This window comes from Gilliamella sp. Choc4-2 (assembly GCF_001690355.1).
Lineage (GTDB): Bacteria > Pseudomonadota > Gammaproteobacteria > Enterobacterales > Orbaceae > Gilliamella > Gilliamella apicola_A.
On sequence record NZ_LZHG01000022.1, the window covers coordinates 1 to 21,253 of the forward strand.

Below are 21,253 nucleotides of genomic sequence, written 5' to 3' on the forward strand. Positions count from 1 at the left end.
TTCGAGCTAACTCTCAATATTATATATTTATTTGATATAAACATATAACTTACCTATAACTATTTAAAAATTAATCATAAATAAACTTGACGTTAAGATTTTAATCAATGAAAAAGTTTAATAATTTTGAAAATTAGAATGCAGCAACTACTTTAAATATCTTAATTTTACTAATCTTAATAAACTAAAAAACCTTTGATTTTACTCAAAGGTTTTCAATGAAGAATATTTGAAAACTATGCTTTTACGCCGTTATTTACTCTTTCACGTAACTCTTTACCTGGTTTAAAATGAGGGATATACTTCTGTTTAACCACAACTTTAGTACCTGTTCTAGGATTTCTTGCTTTACGTGGGGCACGATAGTTCAAACTAAAACTACCGAAACCTCGAATTTCAACACGATCATTATTTTCCATTGCTAAAGCGATCTGTTCAATAATATCCCTTACTACTTCATCAACTAATTGCACAGGAAGGTGCGCCCGCCAGTTGACGATTCTTTCTGCTAAATCTGATCTGTTCATGGTCACTCCTAATTTATTTGCAGGCATATAATTCTTTTATTTTATACTACAAAAGAAAAAGAGGGCAAGCCCTCTTTACTCTTTAAATAAATAATTTTTACTCAGTTTTTGATGCTGCTTTAAATGCTTCAGCCATCGCATTAGTAAATGATGCTTCTTCTTGATTAGCAGTGTTATTTACAGTAGCAAGAGCTTCTTTTTCTTCAGCTTCATCTTTTGCACGTATAGATAAAGAAATTGCACGTGTTTTACGATCTACATTCATAATCTTAGCTTCAACTTCGTCACCAACTTTAAGTGCGGTGGTTGCATCTTCGATACGTTCGCGTGCAATATCTTGAACTTTTAAATAGCCTTCAATACCATCAGCAATTTCAATAGTTGCACCTTTAGCATCAACTGCAAGTACTTTACCTTTAACTATTGCACCTTTTTTGAAGTTTGAGGCAAAACTACTGAATGGATCATCTTCTAATTGTTTAATACCTAAAGAGATACGTTCACGATCAGCATCAACTTGCAGAACAATAGCTTCAATGTCATCACCTTTTTTATATGATTTAACAGCTTCTTCACCTGGCATACTCCAAGAAATGTCTGAAAGATGAACTAAACCATCAATACCGCCATCTAAACCAATAAAGATACCGAAATCAGTGATTGATTTGATCTTACCACTAACTTTATCACCTTTATTGTGTGATTCAGCAAATTGTAACCATGGATTTGGTTTACATTGTTTCAGACCAAGAGAAATACGACGACGCTCTTCATCAATTTCAAGCACAATAACTTCAACTTCATCACCTAAGCTAACTACTTTAGATGGGTGAATGTTTTTGTTTGTCCAATCCATTTCAGAAACGTGAACTAAACCTTCAACACCTGTTTCAATTTCAACAAAACAACCGTAGTCAGTTAAGTTAGTTACTTTACCAGTTACTTTAGTACCTTCTGGATAACGTTTAGCGATTGAAACCCATGGATCTTCGCCTAATTGTTTTAAGCCAAGTGATACACGTGAACGATCTTTGTCAAATTTAAGTACTTTAACAAGTAATTCTTGACCAACTTCAACCACTTCACTTGGGTGTTTAACACGTTTCCAAGCCATGTCAGTAATGTGAAGTAAACCATCAACTCCACCAAGATCAACGAATGCACCGTAATCAGTAAGATTTTTGATGATACCTTTAACTTCAGAACCTTCTTGTAGATTTTCTAGAAGTTGTTCTCTTTCTGCACTATTTTCAGATTCGATAACTGCACGACGTGAAACAACAACGTTGTTGCGTTTTTGATCTAATTTAATAACTTTTAATTCGATTTCTCTATTTTCAATATGAGAAGTATCGCGTAATGGACGAACGTCAACAAGTGAACCAGGAAGGAACGCACGAACGCCATTAAGATCAACCGTAAAGCCACCTTTAACTTTACCATTAATAACACCTAAAACTGTTGCAGCATCTTCAACTGCTTTTTCTAGTATTATCCATGCTTCATGACGTTTTGCTTTTTCACGAGATAAAATTGTTTCACCAAAGCCATCTTCAATTGAGTCAAGCACAACATCAACAATATCGCCAACTTGAACTTCTAATTCACCTTGGGCATTTTTAAACTGCTCTACTGGAATTGCGGATTCAGATTTTAAACCAGCATCAACTAGAACAACATCTTTGTCGATTGCAACGACAGTACCACGGATCATATTACCAGAACGAGTGTCTAGTTGATTTAAAGACTCTTCAAAGAGTTGAGCAAAAGATTCAGTCATATTTATATACTTAAAATTAATTTAACGTCCACATTACATCATGTCTTATGGGGTTATTGATGATACTCCACTCATCCTTGTGATGGAGCTTGGTTTACTCACGCTGTAAACTGACTTACAACACAATTTTTTGTTTATATACGTAATAGATTGTTCAAAAACATCTTGAATAGAAAGCGATGTAGTATCAATTATTAGCGCATCAACTGCAGGTTTAAGTGGCGCAATAACCCGATTACGATCTCGTTCATCACGCTCAGTTATCTCCTGCAAAATTCCGGCGAATTTAACATGTTTTTGCTTATGTTGCAACTGTTTCATTCGTCTTTCAGCACGTGATTGTGCACTTGCATCAAGAAAAATTTTAACAGGTGCATCGCTAAATACCACGCTACCCATGTCTCGACCATCGGCAATAAGCCCAGGTGCTTGCCTAAAGTCACGTTGACGTTGTAATAAGGCAACTCTAACTTTATTGAGTGCAGCTACCTTTGAAGCTGCGCCACCTGTTGCTTCGTTGCGAATATGTTTAGTTACATCAACACCACTTAGCAGAACCTTAACTTCAATATCATTACTGTCAAAAGTCAAAGGTAAATTTAATGCTAAATTAGCTAACTGGTTTTCATCATCCAGGGCAATATTTTTTTCAAGAGCAGATAATGCTAGTACGCGATAAATAGCTCCTGAATCTAAAAGGTGCCATTTTAAATGATTCGCTAATGCTTGACATAATGTACCTTTACCAACACCACTTGGTCCATCAACAGCAACAACGGGAACTATTTTATTCATTTTATTGTTCGCTTAATCGTTTAAATTGTTCAAAATAATCAGGAAAAGTTTTCATTGTGCATTTAGGATCTAATATCGTCACTGGTGTATCAGATAATGCAACTAACGAAAAACACATAGCAATACGATGATCATTATAGGTTTCGATTTTAGCATGATTTAATTTAACTGGTGGAATAATAGTAATATAATCGTGACCTTCATCAACAGTTGCACCAACCTTTCTTAATTCTGTCGCCATTGCATATAAGCGATCAGTTTCTTTCACTCGCCAATTATAAATATTACGAATCGTAGTAGGACCTTTAGCAAACAATGCCGTTGTAGCAATAGTCATTGCCGCATCGGGAATATGGTTCATATCCATATCAATGCCATTTAATTCACCATGTGAACATTCAATATAATCATCAGCCCAAGTGATTTTAGCACCCATTTTTTCAAGCACATGAGCAAATTGGGTATCACCTTGTAAGCTATTTTTCCCTATGCCAGTTACTTTAACGCTACCACCTTTAATTGCAGCTGCTGCTAAAAAATAAGAAGCAGAAGACGCATCGCCTTCAACTAAATAATTTCCCGGTGATTGATAACACTGATTAGCTTTAACAGTAAATTTTTGATAATTGTGGTTGGTAACCAAAACACCAAACATAGCCATCATCTTAATAGTGATATCAATATAAGGCTTAGACACCAAATCACCAATTATAGTAATTTGAGTATCATTTTGTGCTAATGGCGAAGCCATTAACAACGCTGTTAAAAATTGGCTAGAGACCGAACCGTCAACTTTGATATCACCACCTGTAAAGCCGCCTTGAATATGTAGTGGTGGATAACCTTCATTTTCAAGATAATCAATTTTAGCTCCACCTTGACGCAAAGCATCGACCAAATGACCAATTGGGCGTTCTTTCATGCGAGGTTCGCCCGTTAACACAATATTATTATTTCCAAGACATAACGTAGCAGTTAAAGGACGCATTGCTGTGCCTGCATTACCCAAAAAAAGTTCTAATGCATGGTCGGATTGCAAAATACCGCCTACACCTTGCACATCACAAATCGTACGATCGTGTGATAGCTGATACTTCACACCTAACGTCGCAAGAGCATCAAGCATATAACGCACATCATCACTATCAAGTAAATTCGTTAACCGTGTATTACCTTTACTCAATGCTGATAGTAATAACACACGATTAGAAATACTTTTTGAACCAGGTAAATTGATTGTACCATTAAATCTTTTTATCGGTTGTAATGTTAAGGATAACATAAGGGCTCTCTTTAATCTTCTTTAAAATTTTTCTAACGTCGCTTTCAATAAATCAATTGCTTGCTTATTTTTAGCACTATTTTCACATAGCTTATCAAATAAATGACGATACCGTTTAATTGCATCGTAAGATGAGGTAATCGAAGCAATACCAGTAGTAACATTAGGTAACTCACCTAATCGAAACGGGCTAATTGCTAATGAAATAGGATTCTCATCTTGATAAAAAATCTGAAAAGTAATTGACGGAATTGCTTCTTGTGTAATAGCAATCGTTGGCGAAAGGGATTGCTGTTCAATTAACTGAATTAAGTGATAAACTTCTTTACGTGCTAGTAACATTCTTTCCGATTTTTTACCTGGCGAAATAGCTAAATTACCTACCAAACCAATATGTAAAAAACGTTCTACATTACGTAAACTGATTAAATTAATAACTTTTGGGACTGATTGATGGAACTGAGCTTTACGATCTTTTAAAATAGACAAGGTAGTTGCATATTTTTGAGGATCTATGGATTTATTTGCCTCATTTAACATCATTGCTAAATGAGGCAAATAATCAGAAGAGGTTAATAAAAATGAAAAAGGATCAAAGTGAGAATAAATATGAGTTGATTGCTGTTCTAGTTGGCGCATGCGTTCAAAAAAGCCTTCACCACTCGAATAGTACTCAGTGTCAATACCAAGTAAACTAGCAAAAGACGTGTCGAGTAAGAAAGCTAAGCGCTCTAGAGTGTCAATTTTAACGATCTCACCTTTTTCTAACCGATATACTGCTGCTCTTGAAATTTTAAGACTTTCTGCGACATCTTCAGCCTTTAAAGAGGCTGCGATTCGGTACGCACGTAGACGCTGACCAATAGCACAATAATCAATCGTTCTAGTAATCATAATTCACTCAAACTATTTAGATTACTGCAGTGTATCATATAGCAATAACTATGCCAATTTTGAATATAAGCTATTTTAGGCTGGTTATATGACGGTAAGTTCATGTGATTAAAAATTTTATTATAAGAGCAATTTTATAGCGCTTATATAATGATAAACTAGAGCTTAAGATATTATAGATTCTGTTTTAAAAATCGAAAACAGAATGTTATTGTAATATAAAGGAATAGTTATCGATTTATTAATAAATTACTTTTAATTATATTTTGTTATCCATAGTTAAACAGTCCCATAAAAATTGGCATTAACAAAGTTAGCAAAAAACCCTGAACCATTGCTGAAGGAACAATAATAACACCAGCTCCTTTTTGTAACATTGGCAAAGTAAAATCCATTGAAGTAGCCCCACACAAACCAAGTGCAGTCAATTTATAACGTTTAATCAATATAGGAATTAATAATATTGCAGATACTTCACGTAGAATATCATTTAAAAATGTGGCACTCCCAATAATAGCACCATGCGCTTCTGTCATTAAAATACCCGATAACGAATACCAACCAAATCCCGATGACATTGCAAGACCAACGCGAACAGGCAAGTTTAAAATAAATGATGCAATTATTCCTCCTAAAAAAACACTCATAACGACCAAGATAGTCGCCATCACCCCTATTTTATTAATTAAAATATGCTTAATTGAAATATTATTACTGCGTAATTGAATTCCGACTAAAAATAATAAAAAAACCAGTATAACCTGAGTTATATTTTCAGCATATTGCCAAATAAATAATGGCAATAATCCACAAATAAATCCGATAATTAATGCAATAAAAACACGTAATGATTCAAAAATCATCTTAAAAGGTGATGTATAAGTTTGAGTTAAGCTATTGGTCTTGGAAGTAAAAAAATAGTCAAAGATAATTAAAAAAATAAAATTACCGCCAAACGAGCAAACAAAAATAACACAGGCATAACATAAAATAATTTGCAAATTAGTAGTTAGATTATCCATATGGGCAAGTTCGGCGCCCATAATAAATAACATTAAATAAATCATCCAACTTAATGTTTGGTTAATCGTATCTATCCATTTCTGGCTTTTGAATTTAAACAAATAACCTATACACATTGGAATCAGAGCAATAAGGATACCAAAATACATGCTTTATCTCCTAACTTACAATTTATCTTTTTCTTTTTAATACTACTATACTCTTTATATTAAATTATGTTAAAGAGGCTAATTGTGTTTCTATATCATTTGCCATTTGATCTAGCAAAGCATAACGATTACGATACTCAGAACGCTTTTTACTAGCAATTTCTTCTATCGATTTTCGTTCTATTTTGTTTGGTAAAATAAATAAACCTTTGGTATTTTTTTTACCATCAATGCTTAACCAAAAACTATCATAATCAGATAAGATTTGTTCCTGACGACTGTTATAACGCCAGTTATTGTAAATATGAGTTTGATTTCCAACGGCTACAATTTGCTCTAAATGGAAATAATGAACAATAACTGATACAGCTTCAATCAACACTCGCTTAGGAAATAATCCATAACAGTTTTTAGTTGCTTTTTGTACACGCGATCTTGCATCGGCATATCCACTACCTTGTAAGCCAGCAATAAACAGAGTCGTTTTTTGTTGATATTCAATGATACAAAAGGTTAATGTTGCCAAATCAACACCTTCATTATCAAAAAAATAAAGACTTATTTCACCTTCTCGTGCAAATTTATTTCGCGCTTGAATGGCTATTTGTATATTAACATCATTCTTTACTATTAAATTAGCTAGCACATAAGGTGAATCTGGATTATAAAATGCTTTTGTCATACTATCTGGGTGCTGCGATAAAAAATCGTAATGGTAAGATAATGCAGCAAAACGTTCTTTTTGCGTTAGACAAGATGACAAATATGGACGTTGTAACTTACATGGCAAATTAGTCTGGCATGAAAAGTAATACCCAAGTAAAGGATACTTCCTTAATTTATCGAGCCATTTAAGTGTAATTGTTTTTAAAAATAAGGTTCTTAAAAAAAACTTATAACGATAGGTCGCTTTAAGCCACAGTTCATTTAACGGTAGTTTACCTGTACAAAGCCAGTTAAATAATTGCCATTTACTTTTTGGCTTAGACATATTCGTAATATTATTCATAAGGAAAAAATTTAAATTGAGCTAGTTAATTGAAAACATTAATGCGATGACTAAATTAAGAAATACCAATTATATATTAAAAATAAGTCATGAATACAAGGTGCAAAGAGTATAACACAATATAAATCAGCGCAACTATTTCTATATATTGTTAAAAAAGTTGATGAAAATAAAAAACGGCGAACAAGTCACCGTTTTTATTAAACGATAGATCAAACTGCAAAATAATTATTGACCTTTAACTTCTTTTAGCCCGTTAAATGGTGCTTTTGAACCTAAAGCTTCTTCAATACGAATTAATTGATTGTATTTAGCTACACGATCAGAACGGCTCATTGAACCAGTTTTAATTTGCCCCGCAGCTAAACCTACCGCTAAATCAGCGATTGTAGAATCTTCGGTTTCACCACTACGATGAGAAATAACCGCTGTATAACCTGCATCTTTCGCCATTTTAACCGCAGCGATAGACTCAGTTAATGTACCGATTTGATTTACTTTAACTAAGATAGAGTTGGCAATACCTTTTTCAATACCTTGTTTGAAGATTTTAGTATTAGTTACAAATAGATCGTCACCTACTAATTGGATTTTGTGACCTAATGCTTTAGTTTGATAAGCCCAACCTTCCCAATCACTTTCATCTAAACCGTCCTCGATTGATACGATTGGATATTCACTAGTTAAACCTTCCAAGTAATGAGTAAATTCTTGAGCAGTGAATTCTTTGTTGCCTTCACCTTTCAATACATATTTGCCCGTTTCTTTGTTATAGAATTCAGATGCAGCACAGTCCATTGCTAAAGTGATGTCTTTACCTAAAACATAACCTGCTTTTTCTACTGCTTCTTTAATGCATGCTAATGCTTCCGCATTTGACCCTAAGTTAGGCGCAAATCCCCCTTCATCACCTACTGCAGTATTCATGCCCTTAGCATGTAAAACTTTTGCTAAATTGTGAAATACTTCTGAACCCATACGGATTGCCTCACGTACTGTTTTAGCACCAACAGGTTGAATCATAAATTCTTGTAAGTCGATGTTGTTATCAGCATGCTCACCACCATTGATGATATTCATCATTGGTAATGGCATTGAGTATTGACCTGGAGTGCCGTTAAGGTCAGCAATATGTTGATAAAGTGGAACTCCTTTAGCAGCCGCTGCGGCCTTAGCCGTTGCTAAAGATACAGCAAGAATTGAGTTAGCACCTAAATTAGATTTAAAATCAGTTCCGTCTAAGTCAAGCATAATTTGATCGATAGTAGCTTGATTCAATGCATCTTTACCTACTACAGCTTTTGCAATTGGACCATTAACATTTTCAACAGCTTTTAGAACACCTTTACCTAAAAAGCGAGATTTGTCACCATCGCGAAGTTCTAACGCCTCACGTGAACCTGTTGATGCACCAGATGGTACAATTGCAAGACCAACAAAACCACCTTCTAAATGAACTTCAGCTTCAACTGTTGGATTACCACGAGAGTCGATCACTTCACGACCATGTACTTTAACGATTTTTGCCATGTTATTTTCCTCTATATGACAGATATTTTACTAATGTTAATTCAAAACTATTTTTGTTGCTGCTCTTGATAAACTTTGGCAGCTTTTATAAAACTACTGAATAATGGGTGTCCATCTCGTGGTGTCGAGGTAAATTCCGGGTGGAACTGACAAGCAACAAACCAAGGGTGTTCTCGAATTTCAATAATTTCAACAAGTTTTCTATCTGTTGAAAGCCCTGTTACTTTCAAACCAGCTTTAACAACTTCTGGTAATAAATTATTATTTACTTCATAGCGATGACGGTGGCGTTCAGCAATAGATTCGTTTTTATACATACCATATACTAATGAGTTTGGTTCTAGATGACAAATTTGTGAGCCTAAGCGCATAGTTCCACCTAAATCACTATTCTCATTACGTTGAACCACATTACCTGATTCATCACTCCATTCAGTGATTAAAGCGATAATAGGATTAGCACAATCTTTAACGAATTCAGTTGAATTGGCATCTTTAATACCAGCAACATTACGTGCGTATTCGATCATAGCTACTTGTAAACCAAGGCAAATACCTAAATATGGAATTTTGTTTTCCCGTGCATAGCGAGCTGCCATAATTTTGCCTTCAACACCACGATAACCAAATCCACCTGGAATTAAAATAGCATCTAAACCTTGTAGTAAATCGGTACCACGTGATTCAAGATCTTCTGAATCAATATAACGGATATGCACCGTTAAACGATTTTTTAATCCACCATGTTTTAACGCTTCATTAACTGATTTATAGGCATCTGGTAAGGCAATATATTTACCCACCATACCAATGGTCACTTCGCCAACTGGATTTGCTTCTTCATAAATAACTTGCTCCCACTCAGAAAGGTCAGCTTCTTTACAATCAAGATTGAAACGTTTACAAACAAAGGAATCTAAATTTTGTGATTTTAATAATGCAGGAATCTTATAAATTGAATCAACATCTTTAAGCGAAATAACCGCACGCTCAGGCACATTACAAAATAGGGCGATTTTGGCTCGCTCATTAGCAGGGATGATGCGATCAGAACGGCAAATTAACACATCGGGTTGAATACCAATTGATAATAATTCTTTTACTGAATGCTGCGTCGGCTTGGTTTTAACTTCGCCAGCAGATCCTAAATAAGGAACCAATGTTAAATGCATAAACAACGTATGTTCACGCCCCACATCAACGGCTAATTGGCGAATTGCTTCTAAAAATGGCAGTGACTCAATATCGCCCACCGTGCCGCCGATTTCAACAATCGCAACATCAAAACCTTTAGCACCATCAATCACACGCGACTTAATTGCATTTGTGATATGAGGAATAACCTGCACTGTTGCCCCTAAATAATCTCCACGGCGCTCTTTACGTAACACATCAGAATAGATGCGACCAGTAGTAAAGTTGTTTTTTCGCGTCATTTTAGTGCGAATAAAACGCTCATAATGCCCCAAATCAAGATCGGTTTCGGCACCGTCTTCTGTCACGAAAACCTCACCATGTTGAGTCGGGCTCATTGTACCTGGATCAACATTAATATAAGGATCAAGTTTAAGCATGGTGACTGTTAAATTGCGGGCTTCTAAAATTGCAGCAAGTGATGCTGCGGCAATGCCTTTACCCAAAGAAGAAACGACACCGCCTGTAACAAAGATATAATTCGTGACCATTAATACCAGACCATTATTTATTTAATAGAATAATATTGCACTAAAGCTAAATGATAAAAACCAATGCAATATACGATGAATTAGACGGGAAAATAGTATAACAGAATCCATCCTTGCTCACAATTGAATAATTATTTTTAACCAATGTTTTCAACAAGCATATTAGCCAAACTTATAACGAGTTTAGCTAATCAACTTTCACGATTAAATATTATCAATAATCGTGAAAATCATTCTAAATTATACGATTAGCGTATAAATTTTTAATTTTATTGTTACGAAGTCGATTCTGAATTAGTTTCAACAACAACATGAAACCGTTAAAAATGGTTGTGGAAGTTAAAACCCCAAATAACAGTAGGCTTAAACACATTGGCAATAGATTTTCTCTTATATTCGTTTGATATAAACTTTGCGTATTTATGGTTAATGCTGCAATGGTGTGATTACTGTCATAATCAACCTTTGAAACGAATCCCGAAATTTTGAGCAGACCAAGATCTGCATAAAACTTTTTGTCAGCTTTTGGATCTACAGCCTTACTCAATTGTAAATTTGCTTCATCTTTGCCATCGGTTTGATGAAAATATCCATTAGATATTACTAAATGAAAAGATGTACCTGTTGTTAGACTGTGAATTAATGCTTTTTTGCATATATCAGCATCATCTTTAACAGGCCTATCACATGACCATGACTCCCCGTTCAAGTTTAAATACAATAAATCACCAGGCTTGATATTGCTATCTAACAATTTTGATGCATCATCAAAAAACCAACGTTGTGAATCATGATTAAATTGATGATAAGCAAATGAGATATTATCACTCACATGTGCTTGAGTATAGACAACATAAATAAAGAACGTTCCTATCAAAAAAAGCCATAAATTACGCCCCCAAAATCTTGGTGGACCAAACTGTTCAACCTCTTTACCAACCGACATAGCATAACCATAGCGAACAATTTTTTTATTGTTTATATCAACATCCATTTCAATATTAAAAACACTACTTTCAGGAATAAATGATTGCCAATTTTTAGGATAGCTTAACTCTAAATTACGGCCAACTATAATCTTTTGTGATTTGGCAATTTTATGATTTATTTTTCCTCTTATTTGATTAATAAATTGCACTTTTGTTTTAGATTTTGGTTTACGGTAATAAAAATAAATAGCAGCCAGAAAATTCACCCCAAACCAAAACAGATCGTGCAATTCTTTTGTTTGCCAAAAACCATTAAAATAGCTGATTGCAAAAATACCAAAAAATACCGTGACTATCCCTTTATTTGATTTATTACGGCAAGCTGATTCTTGAAGTGTTTCTTTTCGAACTGATAAAATTTCGTAACCAAATTTTTTACTCAGTTTAGGATTTGGACTTACAGTGTGTTTAATATTTTCATCTAAGTTTTCACCTTCTGGATATTTTGAAGTGCTGCTCAACCAATACATTGAACTTTGTTTATCATATTTTTGTTCTGCCAAATAGATAGCTTTAAATGCTGAATCTATTTTATGACCATTTAACTTAACGGCGATAGCGTAATTTTGGGTAAGCACAATTTCAACTTCGTTAAAATCACTAAGGTAACGGTCCATTTTAAAAGGAAATGTAACATCAATATTATCGATTTTATAGGAAAAAGTGTCTTCGGGATGTGAAAATTCATTTTGTTTTAAACAATTACCGGATATTAACATCACATCTTTAGAAACTAATGATAACTTTTTTACCCCTGAAGATTTCTGACTAGTCATCGTTAAATATGTTTCTACACTATTTATTTCGTCTTTAGTCACTATTCTAATAGGTTTGAAGTTGTTAACCGAACTACTTGCCATTAGCTTTTTTTATACTTAGTGCTTCTATATTTTTTTATTGGATAAAAAATAAATGAAACAATAAATTGAATTAAGACGACCACCAACATCTGCATTGTAACTTATTCCTTATAAACCCTATTGTATAATAACTAACTGAAAAAATTGAATCTTAATTTCTTAACCACGAAAATTAAGGATTTACTGTTTTCTAACTGCGCGATAAACCGATAATACCAGAACGAACAATTTCAACTATATTGCACGTTTCACGAATTGAGGCTAAAAATGAGTCTAGTTTTTCGCTAGTCCCCGATAATTGTACGATGTAATGTGTTGCCGTTACATCCACAATTGATCCTCTAAAAATATCAGCGCAACGTTTAACTTCATCACGAGCATCAGCCCCTTTCGCTGCAACTTTAACAAGCATTATTTCACGTTCAACATGTGGTCCTTCGGTTAAATCATGCACTCGGTAAACATTAACTAGTTTATGTAGCTGCTTTTGGATCTGCTCAAGGACGTGTTCATCACCACTAGTTTGTATTGTCATGCGGTGCATGGTAGGATCTTCTGTCTGTGCTGTTGTAATTGTTTCAATATTAAAACCACGTTGCGAGAACAAACCAATAATTCTAGATAATGCACCTGGTTCATTTTCTGTAAGAATTGATAAAATATATCGCATTAAGTTCTCTCCGTTTTACTAAGCCACATTTCATTCATTGCTCCACCTCGAACTTGCATAGGGTAAACATGTTCGGTAGCATCGGTCATAACATCAACAAAAACTAATCGATCTTTAATTGCCAATGCGTGTTTAAGTTTTAATTCGAGCTCCTCACGCTTAGCAATAACCATACCTACATGACCATAAGCTTCTGCAATTTTAGCAAAATCAGGCAATGATTCCATATAGGAACAGGAGTGACGACCAGCATAAATCATATCTTGCCACTGTTTTACCATTCCTAAAAATCGATTATTAAGATTTAAAACAATAACAGGCAAATCATATTGCAATGCAGTTGAAAGCTCTTGAATATTCATTTGAATACTACCGTCACCAGTCACACATACTACACACTTTTTAGGAAAAGCTAATTTAACACCAAGAGCCGCCGGTAAACCAAAACCCATGGTACCAAGCCCTCCGGAAGTAATAAATTGACGGGGTTTATCAAAAGGATAGTAAAGTGCAGTAAACATCTGATGCTGACCAACATCGGTAGTGATAAAAGCATCACCTTTTGTCAATTTATATAAAATTTCAATTGCTTCTTGCGGCTTAATTCGATCACCTTCGTGATTATATACAAGACAATGACGAGATCGCCAATGTTCTATTTGCTTCCACCAATCAACTAATGCATCTAAATCACGCTCTACATTTAGCTCATCAATTTGAAATAACATTGTTTCAACCACCATTTTAGCATCACCCACAACAGGGATACTTGCCATAATCGTTTTTGATATTGACGTTGGGTCGATATCAATATGAATAATATTAGCTTTTGGGCAATATTTTTCAACATTATTTGTTGTTCTATCATCAAATCTTGCCCCTATAGCTAAAATAACATCAGCATTATGCATAGCCATATTGGCTTCATAAACACCATGCATACCAACCATACCAAGATAATGTTTATTAGTACCTGGAAAGGCACTAATCCCCATTAATGTTGAAGTCACTGGCAAATTTAATTTTTCAGCAAACGTTTTAATTGCATCACTGGCATTTGCCGCAATTACTCCACCACCGATACACAAAACAGGCTTTTTAGCAGTTAATAAAATGGTCAGCGCTTTTTTTATTTGCCCTTTATGTCCATGTATGGTTGGGTTGTAAGAGCGCATAGCAATAGATTTTGGATAATAATAATTATATTTGTTGGCAGGATTAACAATGTCTTTAGGTAAATCAATAACAACAGGACCAGGCCGACCTGTAGAGGCAATATAAAACGCTTTTTTGATAGTCTCAGGAATATCTTTGCTATCTTTGATTAAAAAACTGTGTTTTACAATTGGACGTGAAATACCAACCATATCACATTCCTGAAATGCATCATTACCAATTAAATTACTAGCAACTTGCCCAGATAATATTACTAACGGTACCGAATCCATATAAGCTGTTGCAATCCCCGTAATGGTGTTAGTTGCACCTGGGCCTGATGTAACTAAAACCACGCCTACATCACCCGTTGCTCTGGCATAACCATCGGCCATATGTACTGCAGCTTGTTCATGGCGGACTAAAATATGTTCAATTCCACCAAGAGTATGAATAGCATCATAGATATCGAGTACGCTGCCACCGGGATAACCAAATATCTGTTTTACTCCTTGATCTATCAAAGATTGGATAACCATTTCTGCGCCAGATAGTTTTGCCATGGATTTTGCCTCCAATATAACTTTATTTATCATTAAGTGATTCATTTTGCATCAACTCATATACAAAATCAATAAAGTCAATAAACTAAGACAATTAGTTTTCTCTAACATTAAATAATTTATTTTTTTAAGATATCACTGATAAATCCGCAACCTACCAATTTTACTATAATATTATTGATTGATTTTATTGTCTGTTTTTAATTTCTTATATAAACTTTGTAAAGTAATTAATCTAGCCACTAGGTACTAGAATCATTTATTTCCAATAAGGTACTATCATGAGCAATTATTCTTGCAATTCAATCTCTCTTGCAGATTGGCAACTAGTTAAAGTTTCTGGCGACGACAGTCAAAAATATTTACAAGGTCAAATTACTAATGATATTAACAAACTTTCTGAACAATCAGCAATATTTGCTGCTCATTGTGACGCTAAAGGTAGAATGTGGAGTAATTTATTAATCTTTAAGCGAGGATTAGACATATATTACATTGTTCGTAAAAGTGTTGCTGAAAAGCAAATTGAAGAATTAAAAAAGTATGCTATTTTTTCTAAAATTACTATTGAATCTGTTCAAGATTTAAATATGGTTGGATTAGTTTCAAATGCGATACCTAGCAAGGTTATTTCGCTATTAAAAGATAAAAACTGTATTACAAACAATAATATCACTTATATCAAGTTACCATTACCAGAAACTCGCATTATTATGATAACTCCAGAGCCTATAGTAGATGATTTATTACCATGTAATAAATGGTTACAACTTGACTTAGAAGCAGGCTATGCTGTTATTGACATCGCCAATATAGAAAGTTTATTACCACAAGCCTCTAACTTACAATACTTTGATGCTATTAGCTTTGATAAAGGCTGTTATTGTGGGCAAGAAATGGTTGCTAGAGCAGAATTTCGCGGTGCCAACAAACGAGGGCTCTATTTATTATCGGGCAAGAGTGAGGCCTTACCAATTATAGGTGACACGATTGAATATCAAATTAATGATCATTGGCGAGAAAGTGGGCAAATTTTAGCAGCACTCAAATTAAACAAAGATAATGATATTTATGTCCAAATAGTATTGCCTAATGGCATCGATCTTAATACACAATTTAGAATAAAAGGACATACAGACAGCCGCCTGACATTCAATTGATGATAGATCTTTTTATTGATTATTTAAAAATATAAAAATTTATTGATTATCAACGATATCCTATATTGAATTATATAAGAATGTACTGAACATAAATTAATAAAAGATTTATTTTGTCGACTAATTATTAAAATAGATGAGAATTGAGCTATGATTGTTAAATATTAATTATCAATTCTCACTACTTATTAGATCGGTTTTTAATGAGCATAAATTTTTCTATTCTATAATTTTCTACTCATTAAAATACTTATTAACTTAACTCCTGTTTAACAATTTCAATAAAATATTTGGCACCTGTTATTAATATTTCATCATTAAAATTATAAGTAGGATGGTGTAAGTTAGCGCCATTACCCGCACCTAACCATACATAAACACCGGGTATTTTTTGCAACATAAATGCAAAGTCTTCAGCTCCCATGGATGGTTTAGTATCTATCACAACTTTATTAGTTCCAACTATATGAGTAGCAGCTCTAATGGCAATATCTGCTTGATTTGAATGATTAATTGTTACAGGATAACGCCTTTGGTAATTAACTTCAGCTTTAGCTTCAAATATAGTAGCAATACCTATTGCTATTTCTTTAATTCTACTTTCTGCCATATCTTGTAATTGAGGACTAAAGGCACGAACCGTTCCGCGGATAACTGCTTTTTGAGGTAACACATTCCAGGTATCACCGCTATGAACTTGAGTAACACTAACTACTAGGGCACTCAACGGATCGGTATTACGGCTTACAATACTTTGTAAAGTGCTAACAATGTGTGTTGCTATTAAAATAGAATCCTTACCTAAATGGGGAGCGGCAGCATGTGAACCTGTACCTGTAATTTTGATTTCGAAAACATCAAAAGATGCCATTATTGCACCATGATTGATATAAAAATGGTTTAACGCCATATTTGGTTGGTTATGCAAGCCATATATAGCTTCAATAGGAAAACGTTCAAATAGACCATTTTCAACCATAACTCTTGCCCCTCCTTCGTTTTCTTCAGCTGGTTGAAAAATAACTGCAACGGTACCAGAAAAATCACGAAACAAATTAAGGTATTTAGCTACACCCAATAATATTGCTGTATGCCCATCATGACCACACGCATGCATCTTGCCATGTATTGTTGAGCAATAATCAAATGAATTTTCTTCAACAATATCTAATGCATCGATATCAGCGCGCAATGCGATAAAACGACCTTTTCTATTACCCTTGATAAGACCGACTACACCCGTTGGAGAAAAATCCGTATATAATTCAGTAATACCAAACGATTGCAGTTTTTCAATTATAAATTGGGTGGTATGTATTTCTTTAAATGCAGTTTCAGGATGAGCATGAATGTAATGTCTCCAAGAGATCATCTCATTTTTTAATTCATTAATAGCCGTCATTTAAAATTCCTTGTTTAATTAATTGGTTATGGTTCAGTAAACTAATCACTACTATAATGTGATTTAAGCTTTATCTAAAATAACCAATTTCACTATCATTATTAATTTTAGTTATATGCAAATAGAAAGCTATCCTATCGAATAAAAACAAATCACAAATAGCACTCTAGATTCACTATCTATAAAATATAGAAAAAGCAATACCCAGACATAAGCAAAAAAGGTCCAAAAGGAATGAATTTTAGGGATTTATTATTGAGAACGTAACGTAAGAAAAGAAAATACACAATACCCAATAAAGATGCAATAATCAATAAAATCGGTAAAGATTGGTAAGAAACCCAAGCACCGAATGCGGCAAACAGTTTGATATCACCTTGCCCTAGCCCATGATTTTTGGTTATAAGATAAAATAACATTGCTGGAATTTTCAACAAAAGGTAACCAAACAATATACCTATCATTGCATCACTTAATGAATGATTGAACAATTGAAAAAATGCACACAAAACACCTAGCCACATTAACGGCTGAGTGAAAAAATTGGGTAATAAGTAATATTGAAAATCAATCATGCCCAATAGCAAGAAATAACAAGCGAGTAGCATAAGAAAAACACTTTTAAAATCAATACCTCTATGTAAAAAAATTGCCATAAAAATAATGGCCACTATAATTTCTACTATAATGCACCGATAGGTAATTTTACAAAAGCAATAATAACATCGCCTTTTTAAAATAAGCCAAGAAAGAACAGGTATCAATTGCCAAACTGTTAATAGATGTTGGCAGGAAGGGCACCTGGAACGATTAAAACAAATTGCTCTGAAATACTCGAATAGTGATTGCTCTGATGAAAAACGATAATAAGCAACATGAATAAAACTTCCAAAACATAGCCCTAAACTAAAAACAATCATAATCATAATTAATGAATAACATCGCCAAGTTGAAAAATCGGTAAATACATTGCAACAATTAAGCTACCAATAATGACTGCTAAAATTATCATAAATAAGGGTTCAAAAGTTTGCGACAAATTATCGATCAATATTTGACTCTGTTCTTGATAGTAACACGCTAATTTTTGAAGCATTAAATCCAGTGTACCTGACTCTTCTCCCACATGGATTAACTGGCTACATAAATCGGGAAACAGCGTTTGTTGTTTTAAAACAGAACTGAAAGAATACCCTTTCTCAATTCCAACTATTATTTGATGAACAGTATTAAGATAATAAGTATTGTGCATTGTATTAGCTGCTGCATGTAAGCCAGTTAATAAAGGAATTCCTGCAAACTGTGTGATTGAAACAGTTTGAAAAATTTGGGTTAAATGGTTAACCTGAATAACTTTTCCCAATATTGGAAGCTTAATTATCCAACTATCTATTTTTATTTGATAATTTGCTTTCAAATAATATTTATAAATTACATAAGTAAAAATAAAGATACAAATGCTTTTAAACCAATTATATTGTATATAGGTAGACATATTGATAATAAATTGCGTAAACACTGGTAGATCAGCATCAAAACTTTCATAAACATCAACAAATCTTGGCAATACACATAACAACATAACTAACATAACAATTAAAGATACAGACAATAAAAATAAAGGATAACGCATGGCGCTTTTAATACGCTTTTGTAATTGTATCGACCTTTCAAGTTGTAATGCTAATTGTTCGAAACTCTTATCAAGTTGACCTGTCAATTCACCTGTAGCAATAATTTCACAATATAGTTTTGGAAAAATTGATTGATGCAGAGCTAACACCTTTGATAGTGTTTCACCTTTAGCTACCTGTTGCTCGATTTCAATAAGCAGATATTGCCATTGTGGTTTAGGATTATCTTGCGATAATAATTTTAAACTTTCAATAAGTGGCAAACCTGCTTTGAGCATAGTTGCCATCTGTTTAGTAATGATTAACAGTTCAGAATGTTTAAAACTACTAGTGCTAATAAATATACTTGCGTTTAGCCTGATTACTATTTTACCTTGTAATAATAATTGCCGTTTGGCTTCTTGTCTCGAACGAGCAATAATTTTATGTTGACAAAAATCATCATCATACCAATAATAAAGCCTTTTCATATCAAATCTCCTAATACACGATGTAGCTCCGCCAATGATGTCACCCCTTCTATAACTAACTTTTGCCCTGCTTCTTTAAGAGTGATCATATTCGATGGTGAAATAGCTTGTTTATTTAAGATCTGATTCTGAATTTCACGAGTGACTAATAAAAATTCGTAAATACCTATGCGCCCTAGATATCCACCAATGCAGTGTGAACATCCTGTTGCAATAAAATGTGGTGAGGGTTCTTGGCCAAACATAATAAGCTCACTTGCTGCTAGTTTACAATAAGGGCAAAGCTTACGAACTAATCGTTGAGCAATAACAAGTTTTAAACACGACGATAAAAGATAATTTTCAATTCCCATTTGATTTAGTCGTGTTACACCTTCAATGCTTGAGTTAGTATGCAGTGTAGATAAAACCAAATGTCCTGTTTGTGCAGCTTGAATAGCAATTTCAGCAGTTTCACGATCACGAATTTCGCCTATCATCATAACATCGGGATCTTGCCTTAATAAGGCTCGTAAAATAACTGAAAAACTTAATCCTGATTTCATATTAACAGCTGTTTGATTAATGCCTTCTAAAGGAATTTCAATAGGATCTTCAACACTACATATATTACGATAAGATTGATTTAGCATTTTCAATCCGCTATATAACGTTATTGTTTTACCACTTCCAGTAGGCCCTGTAACTAAAACCAACCCTTGTGGTTGAGCTAAAATCTGCTGAAATATAGAAAGATTTTGCTCTGTTAAACCTAAATCGTAGAGTGAAAGTTGTGTCTCATGATTGTCCATTACTCGCAAAACAACTTTTTCACCGTTCATTACAGGTAAGGTTGCAATGCGCATTGCATAATTATCAATCACTAATTGACCATCTTGGGGTAATCGCTGTTCGGCTATATCTAACTTAGCCATAATTTTCAACCTAGCTACAATTTGCTTAGCAAGAAAAAGAGGCGGTGAAAGCATCTCTTGCAAGACTCCATCAATCCGCATCCGTATACGATAGCTGTTTTGATAAGGTTCAAAATGAATATCTGAAGCACGTTTGCTTAATGCTTCAAGTAACAGTTTATCAATACTCTCTATCAATTGTTCTTCTTGCATTAACTATTCCTAGTTCCAAAATACTACCAAATCAAAATTTGAAAATATCTTCACAAATTCTCTTTAAACTTGTATCTATAGGCGAAGTTACGCAACTACGATTCCAATCTAAATTCCCATGTTCAGAATTTAATACTGGAGTCAGTGTAGTTGTTAAAGCTGATAAAACGCTTTTTCCGACCAAGGTTATCTCACCTTGATTAACTGTTATCGAAGTAACATAATTGGTAGCTCTTGTTGCTGGTACACCATTACTACCATTATTGCAATTAGCCAACTCCCCCTGCTCTATAGCACAAATTTCAACAGCTGTTTTATATGATGCCATTGTTTGTAACATATCAGTCATTGCTGCTTTTTTAACATAACTTTGATAGGCTGGTAAACCAATAGCAGTTAATATAGCAATAACGATAATAGCGATCATAAGTTCAAATAATGAAAATCCAGATTGGTTATTCATAAAGTATCTTAGTAAGTAAAATAAATATTTAACATAATTGACTTTATAGCTTAAAAAAAAAATGAAATAATAGACCAATGTGAAATAAGTAAAATAAATCACAGAAT

18 protein-coding genes are annotated in these 21,253 nt (G+C 33.8%); 1 reads left to right on the forward strand and 17 read right to left on the reverse strand.

The genetic code is table 11. The features are described 5' to 3' along the window. Window positions 1-236: 236 nt before the first annotated feature. From ihfB to A9G34_RS03255, 12 genes are all read right to left on the reverse strand, one after another. On the reverse strand, window positions 237-554 hold the full coding sequence (ihfB, locus tag A9G34_RS03200; protein WP_176701028.1) for an integration host factor subunit beta: 318 nt from the start codon (window positions 552-554) through the stop codon (window positions 237-239). A gap of 70 nt (window positions 555-624) precedes the next feature. Then, window positions 625-2,307, reverse strand: a complete 1,683-nt coding sequence (rpsA, locus tag A9G34_RS03205; RefSeq protein ID WP_034943163.1) for a 30S ribosomal protein S1 — start codon at window positions 2,305-2,307, stop codon at window positions 625-627. A gap of 45 nt (window positions 2,308-2,352) precedes the next feature. Beyond that, window positions 2,353-3,102: a (d)CMP kinase gene (gene cmk, locus A9G34_RS03210; protein ID WP_065568852.1), complete on the reverse strand. Its 750-nt coding sequence runs from the start codon at window positions 3,100-3,102 to the stop codon at window positions 2,353-2,355. Between the two features lies 1 nt (window position 3,103). Continuing rightward, window positions 3,104-4,384, reverse strand: coding sequence for a 3-phosphoshikimate 1-carboxyvinyltransferase (gene aroA / locus A9G34_RS03215; RefSeq protein ID WP_065568853.1), 1,281 nt, complete (start codon window positions 4,382-4,384; stop codon window positions 3,104-3,106). Between the two features lie 21 nt (window positions 4,385-4,405). Continuing rightward, window positions 4,406-5,278: a helix-turn-helix domain-containing protein gene (locus tag A9G34_RS03220; RefSeq protein ID WP_034943167.1), complete on the reverse strand. Its 873-nt coding sequence runs from the start codon at window positions 5,276-5,278 to the stop codon at window positions 4,406-4,408. 269 nt (window positions 5,279-5,547) lie between these two features. Continuing rightward, complete coding sequence (locus A9G34_RS03225; protein ID WP_065568854.1) at window positions 5,548-6,450, reverse strand: lysine exporter LysO family protein; 903 nt, start codon at window positions 6,448-6,450, stop codon at window positions 5,548-5,550. Between the two features lie 64 nt (window positions 6,451-6,514). After that, window positions 6,515-7,441, reverse strand: a complete 927-nt coding sequence (locus A9G34_RS03230) for a VirK/YbjX family protein (RefSeq protein WP_162174510.1) — start codon at window positions 7,439-7,441, stop codon at window positions 6,515-6,517. Between the two features lie 246 nt (window positions 7,442-7,687). Beyond that, window positions 7,688-8,989, reverse strand: coding sequence for a phosphopyruvate hydratase (gene eno / locus A9G34_RS03235; RefSeq protein ID WP_034943174.1), 1,302 nt, complete (start codon window positions 8,987-8,989; stop codon window positions 7,688-7,690). Between the two features lie 47 nt (window positions 8,990-9,036). Further along, window positions 9,037-10,674, reverse strand: a complete 1,638-nt coding sequence (gene pyrG / locus A9G34_RS03240; protein WP_065568855.1) for a glutamine hydrolyzing CTP synthase — start codon at window positions 10,672-10,674, stop codon at window positions 9,037-9,039. A 235-nt stretch (window positions 10,675-10,909) separates the two neighbouring features. Further along, window positions 10,910-12,523 carry an IgaA/UmoB family intracellular growth attenuator gene (locus tag A9G34_RS03245; RefSeq protein ID WP_081295255.1) on the reverse strand — a complete coding sequence of 538 codons (1,614 nt, stop codon included), beginning with the start codon at window positions 12,521-12,523 and terminating at the stop codon, window positions 10,910-10,912. A gap of 190 nt (window positions 12,524-12,713) precedes the next feature. After that, window positions 12,714-13,193: an acetolactate synthase small subunit gene (gene ilvN / locus A9G34_RS03250; RefSeq protein ID WP_034943182.1), complete on the reverse strand. Its 480-nt coding sequence runs from the start codon at window positions 13,191-13,193 to the stop codon at window positions 12,714-12,716. Continuing rightward, the gene (locus A9G34_RS03255; protein ID WP_065568857.1) at window positions 13,193-14,911 is read right to left on the reverse strand and encodes an acetolactate synthase 3 large subunit; all 1,719 of its coding nucleotides are present in this window, start codon (window positions 14,909-14,911) and stop codon (window positions 13,193-13,195) included. Before A9G34_RS03255 ends, ilvN begins: the two co-directional genes overlap by 1 nt. Before the next feature lie 281 nt (window positions 14,912-15,192). Between A9G34_RS03255 and ygfZ the strand changes: the two genes are divergently transcribed. Next, window positions 15,193-16,071, forward strand: coding sequence for a tRNA-modifying protein YgfZ (gene ygfZ / locus A9G34_RS03260; protein WP_065568858.1), 879 nt, complete (start codon window positions 15,193-15,195; stop codon window positions 16,069-16,071). A gap of 253 nt (window positions 16,072-16,324) precedes the next feature. Here ygfZ and A9G34_RS03265 read toward each other — a convergent pair whose 3' ends face one another. The 5 genes from A9G34_RS03265 to ppdD all read right to left on the reverse strand — a co-directional run bounded on the left by A9G34_RS03265 (window position 16,325) and on the right by ppdD (window position 21,146). Then, window positions 16,325-17,473, reverse strand: coding sequence for a M20 aminoacylase family protein (locus A9G34_RS03265; protein ID WP_065568859.1), 1,149 nt, complete (start codon window positions 17,471-17,473; stop codon window positions 16,325-16,327). A gap of 179 nt (window positions 17,474-17,652) precedes the next feature. Then, entirely contained in the window at window positions 17,653-18,399 is a 747-nt protein-coding gene (locus A9G34_RS03270) for a prepilin peptidase (RefSeq protein ID WP_065568860.1), read from the reverse strand. Window positions 18,400-18,401: 2 nt separating this feature from the next. Further along, the gene (gene hofC, locus A9G34_RS03275) at window positions 18,402-19,577 is read right to left on the reverse strand and encodes a protein transport protein HofC (RefSeq protein ID WP_081295256.1); all 1,176 of its coding nucleotides are present in this window, start codon (window positions 19,575-19,577) and stop codon (window positions 18,402-18,404) included. Further along, complete coding sequence (locus A9G34_RS03280; protein ID WP_051824960.1) at window positions 19,574-20,683, reverse strand: ATPase, T2SS/T4P/T4SS family; 1,110 nt, start codon at window positions 20,681-20,683, stop codon at window positions 19,574-19,576. Before A9G34_RS03280 ends, hofC begins: the two co-directional genes overlap by 4 nt. A 31-nt stretch (window positions 20,684-20,714) precedes the next feature. Further along, a complete protein-coding gene (gene ppdD, locus A9G34_RS03285) occupies window positions 20,715-21,146 on the reverse strand; it encodes a prepilin peptidase-dependent pilin (RefSeq protein WP_034943189.1) in 432 nt (143 codons plus the stop codon). Window positions 21,147-21,253 lie beyond the last annotated feature (107 nt).